This is a genomic window from Burkholderia sp. Bp8992, from assembly GCF_003853705.1.
GTDB lineage: Bacteria > Pseudomonadota > Gammaproteobacteria > Burkholderiales > Burkholderiaceae > Burkholderia.
The window spans coordinates 68,679-87,188 of record NZ_QTQI01000008.1; the positions used below are offsets into that span (position 1 = coordinate 68,679).

Annotated in this window: 20 protein-coding genes; 9 read left to right on the forward strand and 11 right to left on the reverse strand. The window is 69.0% G+C overall.

The annotated features are described in order from the left end of the window. Positions 1–72 precede the first annotated feature (72 nt). Positions 73–525 (reverse strand): hypothetical protein, encoded by a 453-nt coding sequence (locus DIE03_RS14220; RefSeq protein ID WP_124451271.1) that lies wholly within the window; start codon positions 523–525, stop codon positions 73–75. 309 nt (positions 526–834) lie between these two features. On the opposite strand from DIE03_RS14220, the gene DIE03_RS14230 reads away from it, so the two are divergent. Both DIE03_RS14230 and DIE03_RS14235 read left to right on the forward strand, forming a co-directional pair. Continuing rightward, complete coding sequence (locus DIE03_RS14230) at positions 835–1,482, forward strand: response regulator transcription factor (RefSeq protein WP_124451273.1); 648 nt, start codon at positions 835–837, stop codon at positions 1,480–1,482. Continuing rightward, positions 1,479–3,272, forward strand: a complete 1,794-nt coding sequence (locus DIE03_RS14235) for a sensor histidine kinase (protein WP_124451275.1) — start codon at positions 1,479–1,481, stop codon at positions 3,270–3,272. Before DIE03_RS14230 ends, DIE03_RS14235 begins: the two co-directional genes overlap by 4 nt. A gap of 45 nt (positions 3,273–3,317) precedes the next feature. On the opposite strand, the gene DIE03_RS14240 is transcribed toward DIE03_RS14235, so the two are convergent. Continuing rightward, entirely contained in the window at positions 3,318–3,509 is a 192-nt protein-coding gene (locus DIE03_RS14240) for a hypothetical protein (RefSeq protein ID WP_409364420.1), read from the reverse strand. Positions 3,510–3,729: 220 nt separating this feature from the next. Here DIE03_RS14240 and DIE03_RS14245 point away from each other — a divergent pair, with 220 nt between their 5' ends. Then, a complete protein-coding gene (locus tag DIE03_RS14245) occupies positions 3,730–4,407 on the forward strand; it encodes a hypothetical protein (protein WP_124451277.1) in 678 nt (225 codons plus the stop codon). Positions 4,408–4,419: 12 nt separating this feature from the next. On the opposite strand, the gene DIE03_RS14250 is transcribed toward DIE03_RS14245, so the two are convergent. From DIE03_RS14250 to DIE03_RS14260, 3 genes are all read right to left on the reverse strand, one after another. Continuing rightward, positions 4,420–5,730: an MFS transporter gene (locus tag DIE03_RS14250; protein ID WP_124451279.1), complete on the reverse strand. Its 1,311-nt coding sequence runs from the start codon at positions 5,728–5,730 to the stop codon at positions 4,420–4,422. A gap of 112 nt (positions 5,731–5,842) precedes the next feature. Continuing rightward, on the reverse strand, positions 5,843–6,859 hold the full coding sequence (locus tag DIE03_RS14255) for an ABC transporter substrate-binding protein (RefSeq protein ID WP_124451281.1): 1,017 nt from the start codon (positions 6,857–6,859) through the stop codon (positions 5,843–5,845). Further along, positions 6,856–7,050, reverse strand: a complete 195-nt coding sequence (locus DIE03_RS14260) for a hypothetical protein (RefSeq protein ID WP_124451283.1) — start codon at positions 7,048–7,050, stop codon at positions 6,856–6,858. The genes DIE03_RS14255 and DIE03_RS14260 overlap by 4 nt, the downstream gene beginning before the upstream one ends. A gap of 47 nt (positions 7,051–7,097) precedes the next feature. Between DIE03_RS14260 and DIE03_RS14265 the strand changes: the two genes are divergently transcribed. Continuing rightward, positions 7,098–7,763, forward strand: coding sequence for a response regulator transcription factor (locus DIE03_RS14265; RefSeq protein WP_124451285.1), 666 nt, complete (start codon positions 7,098–7,100; stop codon positions 7,761–7,763). Then, positions 7,750–9,171 carry a sensor histidine kinase gene (locus DIE03_RS14270; protein WP_124451287.1) on the forward strand — a complete coding sequence of 474 codons (1,422 nt, stop codon included), beginning with the start codon at positions 7,750–7,752 and terminating at the stop codon, positions 9,169–9,171. Before DIE03_RS14265 ends, DIE03_RS14270 begins: the two co-directional genes overlap by 14 nt. Positions 9,172–9,192: 21 nt before the next feature. Here the strand turns inward: DIE03_RS14270 and DIE03_RS14275 are convergent, their stop codons facing one another. Genes DIE03_RS14275 through DIE03_RS38255 form a run of 5 tightly spaced genes read right to left on the reverse strand, consistent with a single transcriptional unit; the run spans position 9,193 to position 14,162 of the window. After that, complete coding sequence (locus DIE03_RS14275) at positions 9,193–9,957, reverse strand: ABC transporter ATP-binding protein (RefSeq protein ID WP_124451289.1); 765 nt, start codon at positions 9,955–9,957, stop codon at positions 9,193–9,195. Next, complete coding sequence (locus tag DIE03_RS14280; protein WP_124451291.1) at positions 9,954–10,811, reverse strand: ABC transporter ATP-binding protein; 858 nt, start codon at positions 10,809–10,811, stop codon at positions 9,954–9,956. The genes DIE03_RS14275 and DIE03_RS14280 overlap by 4 nt, the downstream gene beginning before the upstream one ends. An 11-nt stretch (positions 10,812–10,822) precedes the next feature. Continuing rightward, positions 10,823–12,634, reverse strand: coding sequence for an ABC transporter permease (locus DIE03_RS14285; RefSeq protein WP_124451293.1), 1,812 nt, complete (start codon positions 12,632–12,634; stop codon positions 10,823–10,825). A 39-nt stretch (positions 12,635–12,673) separates the two neighbouring features. Beyond that, positions 12,674–13,867, reverse strand: coding sequence for an ABC transporter substrate-binding protein (locus DIE03_RS14290; protein ID WP_124451295.1), 1,194 nt, complete (start codon positions 13,865–13,867; stop codon positions 12,674–12,676). A 13-nt stretch (positions 13,868–13,880) separates the two neighbouring features. Then, positions 13,881–14,162: a hypothetical protein gene (locus tag DIE03_RS38255; RefSeq protein ID WP_185658154.1), complete on the reverse strand. Its 282-nt coding sequence runs from the start codon at positions 14,160–14,162 to the stop codon at positions 13,881–13,883. Positions 14,163–14,222: 60 nt separating this feature from the next. Here DIE03_RS38255 and DIE03_RS14295 point away from each other — a divergent pair, with 60 nt between their 5' ends. Genes DIE03_RS14295 through DIE03_RS14310 form a run of 4 tightly spaced genes read left to right on the forward strand, consistent with a single transcriptional unit; the run spans position 14,223 to position 17,822 of the window. After that, positions 14,223–15,236 carry a LysR family transcriptional regulator gene (locus DIE03_RS14295; RefSeq protein WP_124451297.1) on the forward strand — a complete coding sequence of 338 codons (1,014 nt, stop codon included), beginning with the start codon at positions 14,223–14,225 and terminating at the stop codon, positions 15,234–15,236. After that, positions 15,233–16,657, forward strand: coding sequence for an NAD(P)-binding domain-containing protein (locus DIE03_RS14300; protein ID WP_124451299.1), 1,425 nt, complete (start codon positions 15,233–15,235; stop codon positions 16,655–16,657). Before DIE03_RS14295 ends, DIE03_RS14300 begins: the two co-directional genes overlap by 4 nt. Positions 16,658–16,701: 44 nt before the next feature. Further along, positions 16,702–17,232 (forward strand): CMD domain-containing protein, encoded by a 531-nt coding sequence (locus DIE03_RS14305; RefSeq protein WP_124451301.1) that lies wholly within the window; start codon positions 16,702–16,704, stop codon positions 17,230–17,232. After that, a complete protein-coding gene (locus DIE03_RS14310; RefSeq protein ID WP_124451303.1) occupies positions 17,229–17,822 on the forward strand; it encodes a peroxidase-related enzyme in 594 nt (197 codons plus the stop codon). Before DIE03_RS14305 ends, DIE03_RS14310 begins: the two co-directional genes overlap by 4 nt. Before the next feature lie 35 nt (positions 17,823–17,857). On the opposite strand, the gene DIE03_RS14315 is transcribed toward DIE03_RS14310, so the two are convergent. Further along, positions 17,858–18,289: an Lrp/AsnC family transcriptional regulator gene (locus tag DIE03_RS14315; RefSeq protein ID WP_059237585.1), complete on the reverse strand. Its 432-nt coding sequence runs from the start codon at positions 18,287–18,289 to the stop codon at positions 17,858–17,860. Positions 18,290–18,510 lie beyond the last annotated feature (221 nt).

Here is an 18,510-nt window from a genome sequence, read left to right on the forward strand (position 1 = left end):
ACGAACACCGGATCGGCGATGGCAGGGGGAACGGTCATGGCGAAATGCGCGCGGTCGCGCCGGCGTGAACGGTCAATCGAACTCGTGCTGCCGCGCGTCGGCCTCGAGCGGCGCATCGTGGTAGCCGACCGTCGCGATCTCCTGCAGGTAGCGCGCAAGAAATGCGCCGATCGAACCGGCGGCCTCGTACTGATGCACGTGACGGAACTCGTGGGTCAGCAGGCGGCGCGTGTCCTGCCCGCGCAGCACGTACACCGCATGACCGAGCGTCAGGCCGATCGTCCCCGGCGACAGCAAACCCGTGTCGCGCGCGATCGCGGCCAGCGACGGCGTCTCGGGAAACGGCATGCGGTCGACGATCACCACACGGATCTGCTCCGGCCGGGCAACGCCCACTGTGCGCGCGTCGTCGGCCTGTGCCGGCGTCAGCGGCGCGCCCTGCGCGATCCCGCGCGCCGCCTCCGCTTCGGCCCACGCAACGGCGGCGGGCAAGGCGGTCGGCAGGATTTCGGCAAGATCGATCATCGCAAGGCTCCCCGGCGGGTGGTGTGGTATCGGGCACCAGTTTAGTCCCGATTCGCAGCGGTTCGCGTCGCGCGTTGCCGGTCCATGCCGGGTACGGCAACGATCAGGGAATACCCTGATCGCCGTGCACGACCCGCCGCACCGTTTCCCGTCGATTATTTCGTTTCAGTACACATTCCGCGACCAGCCATCTCGAAAATTTCCCGAATGAGTACCGTTTTCGGATTCGGCGGAATATATTGGTCGGAAGAACGCCGCGACGATAACCGGACAAGCCGTTCGCGGCGTCATCCCGGAGAGGGCCGCTAGATGATCAGGGTAATTCTGGCTGACGATCATGCAGTCATGCGGGACGGACTGCGATACATCCTGGAAACGGCCGGCGGCTTCGAGATCGTCGGCGAGGCGAGCGACGGCTCGGCCACGCTCGCGCTCGCCGAGCGCGCGGTCGCCGACGTGCTGCTGCTCGACCTGTCGATGCCCGCGCCGACCGGCATCGAGCTGATCCGGATGGTCAAGCGCCATGCGCCGTCGCTGCGCACGCTCGTGCTGACGATGCACGCCGAGGCGCAGTACGCCGCGCGCGCGTTCAAGGCCGGCGCCACCGGCTACCTGACGAAGGACAGCGCGACCGCCGAACTCGTCGAAGCGGTCGGCAAGGTCGCGGCGGGCGGCGTCTACGTGAGCCCGTCGGCAGCCGAAAGCCTCGCGCGCACGCTGCGCGCGCCGGATCGGACATTGCCGCACGAGCGACTGTCCGCGCGCGAACTCGACGTGATGGGCCGCATCGTCGCCGGCCAGACCGTCACGCAGATCGCGTCCGAACTCGCGCTGAGCGCGAAGACGGTCAGCACGTACAAGACGCGGATCCTCGAGAAGATGGAATTGCCGCACGAAGCCGCACTGGTCCGCTACGCGGTGCGCCACGATCTCTATCCCGGTGCCGACGACGCATGACAGCCGCCTCCCGCTTCCCGCCCGCGCCGCCCGCGCCGCCCGACGACGATCCGGACGCATCGCACCTGTTCATGTCGTCGCTGCCGCCCGACCGGCGCGAACGGCGCTTCGCGCTTGCGACCGTGCTCGTATCGGCCGTGATCTTCGCCGCGCTCGCGCCGTTCGCGGGCATGCCGCTCGCGCCGGGCTGGGCGTTCATTCCCGTGTACCAGTCGGCGATCGTCGTCAACGACATGGTGACGGCCGGCCTGCTGCTCGGCCAGTACGCGATCCTGCGCCAGAAGCCGCTGCTCGCGCTCGCGGGAGGCTACCTGTTCACAGGCTTCATGGCCGGCACGCACATGCTGACCTTCCCCGGGCTGTTTGCGCCGCACGGCCTGCTCGGTGGCGGCGACCAGACCACCGCGTGGCTGTACCTGTTCTGGCACGGCGGCTTTCCGCTGGCGGTGTCCGCCTATGCGCTGCTGCGCGCGAAGACGCGCGCCCGCCCGATCCCGGCCCCGCAGCGCCGTGCGGCGATTCCGGTGGGGTTCTGCATCGCGTCGGCGGTCGCCGCGACGGCCGCGCTCGCGCTGCTCGCGACGGCCGGCCACGACCTGCTGCCGCGCATCATGAACGGCAACCGGATGACCGCGACGATGACGAACGCGATCACGGTCGTCTGGGGGCTGAACCTGGTCGCACTGATGTTGATGTGGTGGCAGCGGCGCCGCCATTCCGTGCTCGACCTGTGGGTGATGACGACGCTGGTCGCATGGCTGTTCGACATCGCGCTGTCGTCGATGCTGAACCACGGGCGCTACGATCTCGGCTTCTACGCGGGACGCGCGTACGGCCTCGTCGCATCCGGCGTCGTACTGTTCGCGATGCTGTTCGAGAACGGCCGGCTGCATGCGCAGACCGTGCGCGCACTGGCCGGCGCGCGCTACCAGCATCTGCTCGTCGTGCAGAAGAGCGCGCAGTTGAACGACGCGAACGAACGGCTCGAACAGCGCGTCGCTGCGCGCACCGCGCAACTGAGCGCGTCGAACCGCGACCTGCGGCGCGAAGTCGAGGAGCGCGTGCGCGCCGAGCGGGCGCTGCAGGCGTCTCGCGAGGAATTGCGCGAGATTGCCGCGATCAGTGCCAGCGCGCGCGAAGCCGAGCAGCGCCGCATCGCGCGCGAACTGCACGACGAACTCGCGCAGACGCTCGCGACGCTGAAGAACGATCTCGAATGGCTGATCGACCGCGTGCCGCAGGACGACGCGCAACTCGCGCGCAAGATCGCGGCGATGCATGTGCTCGCGCGCGGCGCGGTGGCCGCGACACGGCGCATCGCGTCCGACCTGCGCCCGCTGATGCTGGACGACCTCGGCTTCGCCGCGGCGATGCAATGGCTCGTGGAGGATTTCCGGCACCGTCACGGAATTGCGTGCGCGCTGCACGTCGAGCCGCCCGAGCTGCAGCTCGACGAGCCGTATGCGACGGCTGTGTTCCGCATCGCGCAGGAAGCGCTCGCGAACGTCGCGCGGCATGCGGCCGCGTCGCACGCGGACGTCGAACTCGTGCACGGCGGCGATGTGATCGCACTGACGATCCGCGACGACGGCGCGGGATTCGATCCCGGCGTACCGCGCAAGTCGGGGTCGTTCGGGCTGGTGGGATTGCGTGAGCGCGCGTATCTGGTCGGCGGCACGCTGCGGATCGCGACAACGCTCGGCGAAGGCACGACGGTCGAGGTCGAGATTCCGCTGACGCATGCGCCCGTGGCGGTCGCGCATGGGGCGGATGGGGGGGCGCCGAGATAGAGCGGGGGAACCCCGCGGCAATGGAAAGCGCTGAACCGCGATGGCTTAGCCGGCAGCCTTTGTCGCACGTGCCACTTTCAACATGCGCTCGAGTTCCGCCTGAACGTCTGCCGCTTCGATATATTCACCGGTCCGCCGCGCCTCGTGGCGCGATGCCAAGCCGCGCGCCACGAATTCGCGCTGCACGCGTCGACGCGCAACGCCATCTCGAGACATATTCGCCATCGTCAATTTCATTGCTCGCTCCATACGTCGCATTTGCAACGCCTGGTAGCGCATCGCGCATGATACGCAGCGGTTCACCGACTGCGATTCATGTGCTGCCCGGCACTTCGCGCTGCCATCACCCGGCGCGACATCGTCCGTACCGGCCTTCCCACGACGCTACAATTCGTCGCGGGTCGCTACATCAGCCGTTTTATTGCACCGGCCGACCGGACTTCACCCCTTCGCCACGATGAAAACCCTCCGCACCTACATCCTTTCTTTCTTCATCGCCGCAGTCGGCTGGCTGGCCGTATCGCTGCTGTGCTGGCCCGTCCTGCTCGCGCTGCAGGCGCTGACGACAGCCGTGTTCATTCCGCATCCTGCCGGCAGCTACATCGCGCTCGGGTTCGTGTCGACCGCGCGGCTCACGGATTTTCCGACCAACTTCGTCGGCGCCTTTTCAGTGCCTTTCCTGAACGTGCCGATCGGATTCATTGCGATCGCCTGGTGGTTCGGCGTCGGCCTGATCGTACCGTCCGCATACCAGCGCTACCGTACCAAGCCACGCGGCCGCGCATCGCGGGCCGTCGTGTGGCGTGCGGCCCGCTCGCTGCTGATCCTGACCACCGTGGTGCTCGTCGTCGCGACGCCGTTCCTGCGTCGCTACGAGATCGTGACACCGGATCATCTCTACGTGCGGCACCTGTTCGACTGGCACGAACGCGCGTATCCGCTTGCGTCGCTGAAGGAAATCCACGTGGACAATCCCGGCGGCAGCCGCAGCATCATCACGTGGGAATTCATCTTCGACGGCGACAACCGCTTCACGACGACCGCCCCCGACATCCACGCGCTCAAGTACCTGCTGTCGAACACGCACGCGTCGGCCAACTTCAAGTTCGTCGGGAACCAGGTAATGAAGCGGTAACACCGCGCCCCATCACACCCGCGCCGCCACCATCGCCCGCTCCGACCGCGTCCACGCGACCAGCGCGCCGACGCCGAGCAGCGCAAGGCACACGATCGGCACGATCATCGGCCCGAACGCGGTGCCCGTCACCTTGCCCGCGAACGGCATCAGGTTCTGGCTGAAGAAGCCGCCCAGGTTGCCGATCGAGTTGATCGCCGCGACGCTTGCCGCCGCCCGTGCGCCGGTGAAATAGCGCGGCGGCATCGACCAGAAGCACGGATACAGCAGCGGGATGCATGCGCCGCCGAGCACGAGCGCGACGAAGCGCAGCGGCGTCGACGGCAGCACGAGGCTCAGCAGGAAGCCGAGTGCGCCGAGCGCCGCGACGATCGCGATCGTGCGCAGGATGCTCTTCGCGCGGCGCAGCTTCGCCGGCAGCCACACCAGCAGCACCACCGCGAGCGCCCACGGCAGCATGCTCAGGAAACCGTTCGTGCTGCTCGACACGCCGAACGACTTGACGAGCGTCGGCAGCCAGTACGTGACACCGTACAGCGACGTCGACATCAGCATGTAGGTCGCCGCGAACAGCATCACGCGCGGATCGAGCAGCGCCTTCCACGGCTGGCCGTGCTCGGCCTGCGCCGGCTTCTCGCGCTCCAGCGCGGCCGCGACGATCTCCTTCTCGCGTTCGTCGAGGAACGGCGCTTCGCGGAACGAAGCCGGCAGCACGCGGAACACGACGATTGCGACGATCACGGCCGGAATGCCCGTCGCCACGAACACCCACTGCCAGCCCGCGAGGCCCCACACGCCGTTCAGGCTCAGCAGCACGCCGCCGACCAGCGAGCCGAGCATGTTCGCGAGCGCACTGCCGAGCGTGAAGATGCCGAGCACCTTCGCGCGGTAGCTCTGCGGAAACCACAGCGTCAGGTAGTAGATCACGCCCGGATAGAAGCCGGCCTCGGCGATGCCGAGCAGGAAACGCAGCGAGCAGAACGCCGGCATCGACGTCGTGAAGCCCATCAGCACCGTGATGAGGCCCCACGTCAGCATGATCCGCGCGAGCCACACGCGCGCGCCGTAGCGATGCAGCGCGAGCGTGCTCGGCACCTCGAACAGCAGGTAGCCGATGAAGAACAGCGACGACGCGAGCCCGAACGCGGCCTCCGTCATCCCGAGGCTATGCACCATCTGCAGTTTCGCGAAACCGACGTTCTGCCGGTCGATGAACGCGATCAGGAACATCACGACGAGGATGGGCAGCAAGCGCCGCGCCATCTTCGACATGATGCGCTGTTCTTCGGCGGACGCGGGGTCCAGGGTGTCGGTTGCGTTCACTTCAGGCTCCTTGCGTGAATCGGTTGCGTATCGGTTGCATATCGGTTGAATCGGCGCCGCGCGCAGCACACACGCGGGCGCGGGGTGTCTCGATGAATGGACGCGGCGGCGTTCAGCCCGACCGGTAGTCGTCGAGCATCGGCGCGAACATCTCGTGCCACGCGCGCGGTTTCGCCTTGATCGTGCCGGCGAGGTACAGGAATTCGACGTAGTCCATCAGCTGGTTCGGCAGCACCGAGAAGCGCGTGTCGGGTGCGGCGAGCATCCGCATCACGTCGTCGTGCGACACGCCGACGCCCGACGACGCCGCATACAGCGCGGCCGCCGCACGCGGGTCCTGCGCGATCAGGCGGTTCGCTTCGTCGAGCGCGCCGAGAAACGCGACGGCGAGCGCGGGCTCCGTATCGACGAGCCGCTTCGGCGCGAACACGACGTCGAGCGTCAGCGGGCCGAGCACGTCGACCGAGCTCACCACGCGGTGTATGCCCGGCTGCCGCAACTCGAGCGTCGAGAACGGCGGCGACGTGAAGTGCGCGGTGACGCCGTTCTCGCGACGGATCAGCGCCTGCATCGCCTGCGGATGCGGCAGGTTCACGGTGATCGAATCGAGCTGCGCGAAATGCGTCGGGCCGAGCTGCCGGCTCGCGACCATCTGCAGCACGACGGCCGACAGCGACGTGCGGATGCCCGGCACCGCGATCCGGTCGGACGGCGTGAAGTCGCGCAGCGACGCGAGGCCCGCGCGGTTCGCGTTCAGCGACAGCGACGTGGTCGACAGCCCGCTGATGCCGATCACCTCGACGTTCGGAATGCCGCGCGCCCGTGCCCACAGCTCGATGAAACCCGGTGCGCCGGCGCCCGCGAAATCGAGCGTGCCGGCCATCATCGCGTCGTTGACGGAGTTGCCGCCGTCGAGCAGCACCCAGTCGACCGCGACGTCGCGCACGCCATGACGTGCCGCGTGCCGTTCGAACAGCCGCTGCTTCTCCATCACGAGCAGCGGCAGGTACAGCACGCCATAGCCTTTGGAAATCCGGACCGTGCGAGGCTTCGCCCGCACGAGCGACGGCACCGCGAACGCGCCGAGCCCGGCGGCGATCAGTGCGCGGCGGCGCGGCAGCGTCGTCATGCGCGTGCTGCCATGCGACGGACGGAAAACGGCCCCGCGAAGGCTGCCGTCGCGCCGCGTCGCGCGTTCGTCGCGCCCGTGACATGCTGCATGTTGCCGTCTCCTTGAATAATTCTGGTATTAATGCCGTCCTTGCCTGCTGCTTCCGGCTCGACACAGGTTATCGACCGAGTCTGAGAAAATGCTGACATCCCGCCCTCGGGAAAACCCCTAACCCACCTACCTGCAAAACGGCACCATGCGCATTCTCGTCGTGGAGGACGATGCCGAAATCGGCGCGGCGATCCGCAGCCGCCTGGCGCGGCTCGGCCACGCGGTCGACCTCGAAGCCGACGGCGCGACCGCGCACGGGCTGCTGCGCGTCGAGCGCTTCGACCTCGTCGTGCTCGACGCGAACCTGCCCGGCATGGACGGCTTCACGGTATTGCGCCACCTGCGCGCGTCGGGCAGCACGACGCCCGTGCTGCTCGTCACCGCGCGCTCGGCGATCGACGACCGCGTGAGCGGCCTCGGCCTCGGCGCCGACGACTATCTCGTGAAGCCGTTCGACTATCGCGAGCTCGACGCCCGTGTGCAGGCGCTCCTGCGCCGCAACAGCGGCCATGCGAACGACGTGCTGACGCTCGGCGGCCTCGTGATCGACCGCAGCAGCCGCCTCGCGGAACTCGACGGGCAGCCGCTGTCGCTGTCGCGCCAGGAGTTCGCGCTGCTCGAGATCCTCGCGAGCCGGCCGCAGCGGATCTTCTCGAAGGACGAGCTGCTGAACCAGCTGTTCAGCTTCGGCAACGAGCCGACCACGAACGCGGTCGAACAGTACGTGACGCGCGTGCGCAGGAAGCTGCAGGGCAGCTCGGTCGAGATCCGCACCGCACGCGGGATGGGGTATCAGATTGCCGCGCATTGACTGGTTTCCGAAGACGCTGTTCGGGCGCACGCTGCTCCTGGTCGCGCTCGTCGTCGCAAGCGGCGCGCTCGCGCTTGCGGTGATCGCGCGCTACTACGCGGGTGTCGCAGCCGAACGCGCATACGACCAGCTGCTTGCAGGCGCATCGATCCAGGTCGCGGAAAACCTCTACGTGCAGGGCGGCGTGCTTGCGCTGAATCCGCCGGTGGCCGCACTGTCGACGCTGTCGCGCTACGACCTCGTCTACTACAAGGTCGTCGATTCGCGCGGCATCGTCGTGGCCGGCTACAACGATCTCGCGAGCCCCGCGACGCTCGCCGCCGCGAAACAGGGCCCGGCGTTCGCGAATGGCGTCTACCAGGGGCACCGGATCCGCACCGCGACCATCGCCCGCTACATGCCCGAGGAAAGCACGCCGGGCTGGGCGCTCGTGACGGTCGCGCAAACCACCAACGCGCGCCAGCAGCTCACGAACGACATGAGCTTCAAGGTGTGGACGCTGATCCTGCTGATGAGCGTGCTCGCGATCGGCGCAAGCGGCCTCGCGATCCGGCGCGGGCTGCGCCCGCTCGCGCAGATCGGCACGATCATCGCCGCGCGCGACCCGGCCGACCTGCGGCCGGTGGCCGTCGATACGCCGAGCGAGATCGACGCGATCATCGGCTCGATCAACGGATTGATGCACCGCCTCGCCGAACGCATCAACGCGATGCAGCGCTTCATCGCCGACGCCGCGCATCAGATGCGCACGCCGCTCGCGCGGCTCGACGCGCAGATCGAGCTGCTCGACGGCGAATCCGATCCCGCGCGTCACGCGGCGCGGCTCGATGCGCTGCGCGCGACGTCCTCGGATGTCGGGCGGCTCACCGGCCAGCTGCTCAATCACGCGATGGTGATTCATCGTACCGAGGCCGTGCCGCTGCAACCCGTCGAACTGGTCGCGCTCGCCAAAGAGGTGCTCGGCCGCACGATTCCGCTCGCGGGCGAGCGCGATGTCGCCGTTGCGTTCGCGAGCGATGCGCCGCTGGCGTGGATCGACGGCGACGCGATCAGCCTGCAGGAAGCGTTGTCGAACGTGTTGCACAACGCGCTGCTGCACGGTCACGCGGACGACATCGTCGTGTCGGTCGCGACCACGGGCAACGTCGACGGCGCGGTCACGCTGACCGTGACCGACAACGGCCGCGGGATACCGCGCGAGCATTGGGACGCGGCACTGCAACCGTTCGTGCGGATCGCGCCGGACGGCAGCGAGCGGCGCACGGGGTCGGGCCTCGGGCTCGCGATCGTGCAGGAAGTGATGAAGGCGCACGGCGGGCGCGTCGGGTTTGCGTTTCCCGATGCGGGCGGGTTCGCAGTGGTGCTGACGTTTCCGCGGGCAGCGGGGACGCACGCAAGCGACGCGTGAGTCGACCCGTGCGCGGCAATGCTACGCCGCGACGGCCTCCCCGCCCAGATACGCATCGCGCACGCGCTCGTCGTCGAGCAGTGCCTTTGCGGGCCCTTCGAGTACGACGCGGCCCGTCTGCAGCACGTACCCGTAATGCGCGATCTCGAGCGCGAGGCTCGCGTTCTGCTCGACCATGAACACCGTCACGCCCTGCTGGTTGATCGTGCCGATCAGTTCGAGCACCTTGTCGACGTAGAGCGGCGACAACCCCATCGTCGGCTCGTCCATGCAGATCAGCTTCGGCCGCGCCATCAACGCACGCGCCATCGCGAGCATCTGCTGCTCGCCGCCCGACAGCGTGCCCGCACGCTGCGTCAATCGTTCGCGTACACGCGGAAACAGGTCGAGCACACGCTCGTAGTCGTCGGCCACGGCCGTGCGGTCGCCGCGCGTGTACGCGCCCATCAGCAGGTTCTCGCGCACGCTCATGTCGCCGAACAGCCGCCGCGCCTCGGGCACGGCCGCGATCCCGCGCCGCACGCGCTGCGGCGTCGCGAGCGCCGTCACGTCGGCGCCGTCGAAACGCACGACGCCGCGCTTCGGCCGCATCAGCCCGAGGATCAGCTTCATCGTCGTCGACTTGCCGCTCGCGTTGCCGCCGAGCAGGCTGACGATCTGCCCGCGGCCCACTTCGAAGTTCACGTCGAAATGCACCTGCACGGGCCCGTAGAACGTGTCGAGGTGTTCGAGTTTCAGCAGCGCGTCGGTCATCGTCGTATCGGGTCCGGTGGAAAGCGCGGTCATGCGGCCGCCTGCGCGGTGCGGTCGGCCGGTGCGCCGCCCGCATGGCGGCGGCCAAGATAGGCTTCGATCACGCGCGGATCGTGCCGCACGTCGCGCGGCGCGCCTTCGGCGATCTTCACGCCGTTGTCGAGCACCATCACGCGGTCGGACACGCGCATCACGAGTTCGAGCTTGTGCTCGATCAGCAGGATCGTCAGGCCACGCGCCTTCAGCGACTGGATCAGTTGCAGCATCTCGGCCGTCTCCGTCTCGTTCATCCCGGCCGTCGGCTCGTCGAGCAGCAGCAGGCGCGGATGCAGCGCGAGCGCGCGGCCGATCTCCACGCGCCGCCGGTTCGCATACGACAGGCTGTGCGCAGGATGGTCGATGCGCGGCGTGAGCCGTTCGCCGAACCCGGCGACGATCGCGCGCGCCTCCTCGCGCAACGCGGCTTCCTCGCGGCGCACCGACGCGGGCCGCACGAGCGCGCGCAGCACCTCGGCCGCCGCGCCGAGCGCGGGCCAGCCCGGCCGCGCCGCGCGCAGCCTGGCATGCGCGCCGATCAGCACGTTGTCGAGCACGCTCAGGTTGCCGAACACGCGGCCGTGCTGGAACGTGCGCGCGATGCCGAGCGCCGCGAGGCGCTCGGGCGCCGTGCCCGTGATGTCGCGGCCGTCGAACGTCACGCGGCCGGTGTCGGGCCGGTCCGCGCCCGCGATCAGGTTGAACAGCGTCGACTTGCCCGCGCCGTTCGGGCCGATCACGCTCAGCAGCTCGCCGTCGCCGAGCGTCAGGCTCGCGCCGTCGAGCGCGGTCACGCCGTCGAAGCGGCGCGTCAGGCCCTGCACGTCGAGCAAGGGTCGGGGGGTGGTCATCGCATTCCTCCTCACACGGTGCCGAGCAGGCCCTGCGGCCGGAACCGCACGAGCAGCAGCAGCACGACGCCGTAGATCAGCATCCGGTAGTCGGCCGCCCAGCGGAACAGCTCGGGCAGCCCGATCAGCGCGATCGCGCCCGCGATGCCGCCGAGCACGTTGCCGAGCCCGCCGAGGATCACCATCGTCAGCGCGAGGATCGACACCTGCGAATCGAAGGTCTGGTGATTGATGTAGCTGTACAGGTGCGCGGCAATGCCACCGCTCACGCCGGCCGCGACGCCGCCGACCGCGAATGCGATCGCCTTGTAGCGGTTCGGCGCGACGCCGTGCGCACGCGCGGCGACGTCGTCCTCGCGCACCGCGCGCAGCGTGCGGCCCAGGTGCGAGCGCAGCAGCCTCACCTGTACGAGCGCGAACCCGACGAGCACCGCGAACGTGAACCAGTACGCGGCGCGCGCGGTCGTCGCCCACGGCAGCGGCGCGATGCCGGTGACGCCGAGCGGGCCGCGCGTCAAGCCGTCCCAGTTCAGGATCACGAGGCTCACCACCTCGCCGATGCCGAGCGTCGCAATCGACACATAGTGCCCGCGCAGCCGGAATGCCGGATAGACGAGCAGCGTGCCGAGCACCGCGGTGATGACGCCCGCGCATGGAATCGTCACGGCCGGCGACCAGCCGAGATCCGACGACAGCAGCGCCGACGCATACGCGCCGATCACGAGCAATGCCGCGTGGCCGAGCGAGATCTGCCCGACCGTGCCCGCGACGAGCGTGAGGCTCAGCGCGAGCAATCCGTACAGCCACGCGTTGGTCAGCGTCTGCAGCACGTACGGCGACGCGCCGAGCCACGGCAGGACGGCCGCCAGCGCGATCAGCACGACGAGCACCGGGCGCGGCACGCGCACGGCTTTCGCGGCCGCGAGGAAGGTGCCCGTCATCGGCTCGGGCGGCAGCGCGCGGTTCGCGCTGAACAGGCCGTTCGGCCGCCATACGAGGAACACGATCAGCAGTCCGAACGCGAACAGGTCGCGATAGCTCGTGCCGAACAGCGCGACACCGTAGCTTTCGACGAGGCCGAGCAGCAGGCTGCCGGCGATCGCGCCCGGCACGTTGCCGAGCCCGCCGATCAGCAGCGCGACGACGCCCTTCAGCGTCGCCTGGAAGCCCATCGCCGGATCGATGCTGTTGTAGTACATGCCGACCAGCAGCCCGCTCACGCCGCCGAGCGCGCACGCGATCGCGAACACGGTCTGGTTCACGCGATCGACGTCGACGCCCATCTGCAGCGCCGCGTCGCGATCCTGCGCGGTCGCGCGCACGGCCCAGCCGAGCCGCGTGAAGCGCAGGAAGCCGTACAGCAGCGCGGCCGCCGCGATGCCGATGCCCGCGATCAGCAGGTCGAGCGAGCCGAGCGTCGCACCGGCGATCCGCACGTGCCAGTCGGGCAGCGGCGTCGGCACCGCGCGCGGGTCCGCGCCGAACGCGAGCTGCGCGAGCTGGTCGAGGATGAAGCTGATGCCGATCGTCGCGAGCAGCGGCGCGATGCGCGCCGCATGGCGCAGCGGCCGCAGCCCGATCCGCTCGATCGCGACGCCGAGCGCGCCGCAGCCGACGACGACCGCCGCCAGCGCGACCGGCAGCGGCAGCCCGAAGCGCGTCAGGCACAGCCAGCCGATGAATGCGCCGACCATGTAGACCGAGCCGTGCGCGAAGTTGATCAGGTGCGACACGCCGAAGATCAGCGCGAGCCCGACCGCGAGCAGCGCGTAGATGTTGCCGACGATGAGGCCGTTGAGCGTGTAGTCGAGCCAGGAAGCCATCACGATGCGTCCGTCACGTGCATGCGGTTCATGTCAGGCTCAACGCGCCGCGAGCTGCGGCTTCGCGCCATCCCACAGCGCCCACTGCCCCTGCTTCACGACCAGGTACACGGTGCGCGCACCGGCGACGCGGCGCGTCTGCGGATCGAAGCGCACCTTGCCGAAGATCACGCTCGGCACGTCGCTGACCTTCGCGAAGCCGTCGTGCGCGGCCTGGCGCGTCGTGCCGTAGCGGCGCAGCACTTCCGCCGACAGGATCAGCGCGTCATAGGCACGCGCGACGAACGAATCGGGATCGGTATGGAATTTCGCGCGGTAGCGCTGCACGAACGCCTGCACCTCGGGGCGCGGTTCGGCCGGGAAGAAGTTCGACTCCGTATACACGCCTTCGACGGCCGTGCCGCCCAGCTCGAGGAACTTCGGCGAATACACGGAGCCGACCGCCGCGATCGGCAGCGTGAGCCCCGATGTACGCGCCTGGCGCACGATCTGCGCGCCGTCCGCGTAGTACGAGATCAGCACGATCGAATCGGGCTTCGATTCACCGATGCGCACGAGCGTCGAGCGGAAATCCTTCTCCGCCGGCTGGTAGCCTTCGGCCGCGACGACCTGCGCGCCGAGCCCGGCGACCGCCTTCGCGAAGATGTCCTTGCTGGTGCGGCCCCAGTCGGTGTTCAGGTACAGCACCGCGATCCGCTTGAAGCCGAGTTCCTTCACCGCATAGCGCGCGAGCAGCGGCTGCTCCTCGGCCTGGCTCAGCGCGGTGCTCCACAGATAGTCGCCGCCCTTCGTGAAATCCGGATGCGAGTTCGTGAAGCCGAACTGCACGAGTTGCCCACGCTGGTAGATCGGCGACGCGGCCATCGACGTCGCGCTCGAGAAGTCGCCGAGCTCGATCGCGATGCGCGGATCGGCGACGAACTTCTGCGCGATCGCCACCGCCTGGCGCGGATCGCTGCGGCTGTCCTGGAAGTCGATCGCGAGCGGCCGGCCGTGAATGCCGCCGCTGCCGTTGATCTCGTCGAGCGCGAGATCGAAGCCGCGCTTCCATTGCTCGCCGTATTGCGCGTCCTGGCCCGTGAGCGGCCCGCTCACGCCGACCACCACCGGTTCGCCCGACACGCCGGCCGCGAGCGCGCCGCCCGCCGACAAGCCCCATGCGGCAGCGAGCGCCGCTACCGTGCCCAGCACGCGCCGCCATGCGCCGCGTGCGTCGTTCCCCGAAACGTTCATGCGTCCCCCAGCTTCAGTCAGTCGAAAAGAGTGAGGGCATGTAACCATCCGGCTCAGGGCGGTCCAACGAAGTTTTGCGCATATCGATATCGCATGCCGCGCGAAGCGGATCGCGCTCGCGAACGCGCATCCGTTCGCGCCGCCTTGCGCGATCCATCGACACACGTCGCATCGCGTTGATTCGATTGACGTTTCCTTCGCGTCGCCACGCGCAACCGATGCGCATGCTGGCGCAACCGGCCGCCGCCGCCATCGCACGCTTCGCAGTTTTGACGCTGTCGATAGCAGGAATCATTATATGAATCACGCATGCTCGCACTCCTACAATGCGCAAATCGCATCATCGGAACGCGTCATGGAGCTGCATCAACTCGAAGCCTTTTCCGCGGTCATGTCGGCCGGCAGCGTGACCGGCGCGGGCGAACTGCTCGGCCGCTCGCAGCCGGCCGTCACGCGGCAGATCCAGGAGCTCGAAGCCGATCTCGGCTACGCGCTGTTCGACCGCCACGGCCCGCGCGTCACGCCGACGCGCCGCGCGTTCCTGCTGTACGAGGAAGTCGAACGCTCGCTGGTCGGCCTGCGCGCGATCGAGGCACGGGCCCGCGCGCTCGGCGACGAAACGGCCGAACCCGTGCGCATCGCGGCGACGCCGTCGCTCGCGGCCACGCTCGTGCCGGCCGCGCTCGCCGCGCTGCCCGACGACGCGCACGCGCCGCATTACCAGTTGCGCAGCGAATCGGCCGAGCATGTCGTGCATGAAGTGCTGGCCGGCACGGCCGACGTCGGCGTCGTCACGCTGCCGATGGCGCATGCGGGGCTCGACGTGCACTGGATCGCGCAGACGCCGTGCGTCGCCGTGCTGCCCGCCGGCGATCCGCTCGCGGCGAAGCCGCGCATCGCGCTGCGCGATCTCGCGCAGCGCCGTATCGTGACGGTCGCGAACCGGCACCGGCTGCGCCAGCGCATCGACGCCGCGTTCGCGGCTGCCCGTGTCGATGCGCGCGTGTTCATCGAGACGAACGCATCGCTGAATGCGGTGATGGCCGCGCGTGCGGGCATCGGGATCGGCATCGTCGATCCGGCGACGGGTATCGCGCTGCCGGTGGACGGCGTCGTCGCGCGGCCGCTCGACGTCGACATCCCGTTTGCGTTCGGCGTCGCAACGCCGGCCGGCAAGCCGCGCACGGCAGCCGTCGATGCGCTGCTCGACGCGCTGCACCGCACGACGGGTGCGCTGCTCGACGACGTGATCTTCCACGACGCGGCCGCGCATGACGCACTGCTGCGCGGCGACCGGCTGCGCAACGAGCGGGCACCACGTCCGCCGCGCACCGCACGTGTACGCCGCACGCGCCCGGAGGCCGCATGACGACACCGCTCGACGCACTCGAAGCACGGCTCGCGCAGGACCTGCGCTGGCTCGACCTGCCCGCGCCGTCGTGGGTGCCGCCGCGCGAAGCGGACGGCGCGCGCGTGCTCGACGTCGCGATCGTCGGTGGCGGCATGGCGGGGCTCGCGGCATCCGCCGAACTGCGCCTGCTCGGCATCGACAACCAGTGCGTGATCGACCGCGCGCCGGCCGGCTACGAAGGGCCGTGGATCACGTTCGCGCGGATGGAGACGTTGCGCTCGCCGAAGCAGCTCACGGGCCCCGCGCTCGGCCTGCCCGCGCTGACGTTCCGCGCATGGTTCGAAGCACAATTCGGCCGCGACGCCTGGGACGCGCTCTACAAGATTCCGCGCACGCAATGGATGGACTACCTGCGCTGGTATCGGCGCGTGCTCGACCTGCAGGTGCGCAACGACACGGCGCTCGTCGCGCTGCGCCCGCGCGACGACGGGCTGCTCGCGCTCGACGTGCGCGGCAACGGCGAAGCGCAGACGCTGCTCGCGCGACACGTCGTGCTCGCGACCGGCCGCGACGGTCTCGGCGGCCCGTACGTACCGCCCGTCGCGCACCGCGTGCCCCGCACGCGCCGGGCCCATTCGTCGGAGCCGATCGACTTCGCGGCGCTCGCGGGCAAGCGCGTCGGCGTCGTCGGTGCAGGCGCGTCCGCGTTCGACAACGCGGGCACCGCACTCGAAGCCGGCGCCGCACGCGTCGACCTGTTCTTCCGCCGCGCGGACATTCCGCGCATCAACAAGCTGACCGGCATCGGCAGCCCGGGGCTCGTGCACGGCTATGCCGATCTCGACGACGCGACGAAGTGGCGCTTCATGCACTACGCGTTGACGTCGCAGACACCGCCGCCGCGCGACAGCGTGCTGCGCGTATCGCGCCACGAGCATGCGCATTTCCATGCAGGCAGCCCGATCGAGACGCTTGCCGACCACGCGGACGGCCTCGACGTCACGACGCCGCGCGGGCGCTACACCGTCGACTTCCTGATCTTCGCGACGGGCTTTCATTCGGACTGGACGACGCGCGACGAATTCGCGTCGTTCGGCGCGCACGTGCGGCGCTGGAAGGATCGTTATCGACCGGAACCGGATCTGTGGCTCGACGAACTCGCGGAGTCGCCCGATCTCGGCCCCGCGTTCGCGTTCCAGGAGCGCGAGCGCGGCGCATGCCCGGCCGTCACGCGTATCCATTGCTTCAACCATGCGGCGAGCCTGAGCCACGGCAAGCTGTCCGGCGATATCCCGGCGATCAGCGCCGGCGCGAAGCGGCTGGCGCGCGGCATCGCGAGCCGGCTGTTCGACGCCGATCGCGACCGGCATTACGACGCGCTCGTCGCGTACGCGAACGCCGAACTGCAAGGCGACGAATGGCACGACGCCGATGCGTGAGCGCACGCCATCGATCACACCGACGAAGAAGGAAAACCGAAACGATGACTGACTCCATCACGCCGGCCGCCGTGCCGGATACGATCGACGCGGTGGCCGGCCTGCGCGAAGGCGACACCGTCGCCGCGCTGCGCCGCGCGCGCGACAAGGTGCTGCTGCATACGCAGCTGAGCGAAGCCGCGCTGTTCGATCCCGCCTTGCCCGATCTTTCGCTGGTCGAGCGGCTGCATGCGGCGCGGTATGTCGCGCGGAAGTCGAATGCACACGCGCTGGCCGATACGTATCGCGCCCGACTGCTCGACGCGGGCGGCACGGCACGCGACATCGAACACGCGGATGCCGATGCGTTCGACGCGCTGCCTCAACGCCTCGGCGCGCTGCTCGCGCACGCGAAGCGCCTGACGCTCTCCCCTGTCGATGCACGCGCAGCCGATCTCGACGCACTGAAGTCGGCCGGCCTCACGACACCCGCGATCGTCGCGCTGTCGCAGCTCGTGGCGTTCGTCGCCTATCAGTTGCGCGTCGCCGTTGCCGCGCAGGCGCTTCAGGCCCGCGCCGGCAAGGAGGCCGCATGACGACGAGCGCTCACGGCTTCACATCCGACACGCTCGGCTGGCGCGCGTGGCTCGACACGGTGTCGCTCGATGCCGCGACGCCCGATCAGCTTGCCGTGCTCGACGCAAGCCACCCGCAGGCGAAGACCTCCGACTATTACCTGCTGCTCGTGCACCTGCCCGAGATCCTGCGGCAACGCTCGGGCGTGTTCAACGCGATCATGTACGGTCCCGGCGGCCTGTCGCGTGCGGAACGCGAGCTGGCCAGCACAGCCGTGTCGCGCGTGAACGGCTGCGTGTATTGCGCGTCGGTGCATGCGCAGCGCTTCGCGCAACTCGCGAAACGCACCGATGCGATCGAGCAGGTATTCGACGATCCCGCGACGGCCGGCACGACGGCACGCGAACGCGCGATCATCCGCTATGCGATCGCGTTGACCGAACGGCCCGACGCGATCGACGAACGCGCGATCGCCGCACTCGAAGCCGAAGGGCTGACGCATGAAGAGATTCTCGACCTGTCGCACGCGGTCGCGATCTTCGCGTGGGCGAACCGGTTGATGCTGACGCTCGGCGAGCCGGTGTTTCCGGCGCCGGCGGCCGGCGCCTGACCGCACGGACAGGCGTGACGCGGGTTCCGCCCGCGTCACGCCTTGTGCGTCGACAGCAGGATGCTCGTCTCGGTATTCGCGATCCCGTCGATCAGCCGGATCGCGCCGAGCACGCGATCGAAGTGCTCGAGCGAATCGGCATGCAGTTCGGCGACGAGATCCCAGCGCCCGTTCGTACTGTGGATCGACGCGACGTTCGGATGCCCGCGCAGCACCTTCACCACCTCCGCGCCGCGATTGCCCTGCACCGCGATCGACATCAGCGCGCGAATCCGGTGCCGTTCGGCGGCCGGCTTGAGCCGTACCGTATAGCCGACGATCACGCCGTTTTTCTCCAGCCGCGTGAGGCGGTTCTGCACGGTCGCGCGCGCGACGCGCAATGCCTTCGCCAGCGCGACGACGGGCAGTCGCGCGTTGTCTCGCAGCAGTGCGATGAGCTGACGGTCGACGTCGTCGAGCGTGATCATGAACGGGCCTTCTGTAGAGCGTGAGCCGGCCGCCAGCGTGCCGGAGGCGACGCATTCCGGCTAGTGTGAACCGGACAAACTGCCGAAATTGGCTGGCAATTTGCCAAGTCTATCGAGAAATATGCCACTTTTGCTGTCTTTTTGTTGGCTCGACTCGCGGAAATAATGACTCCATCGACCGGCCGGACACGCCGCGCCGCGCTTTCCAGGAAGCCCGACGC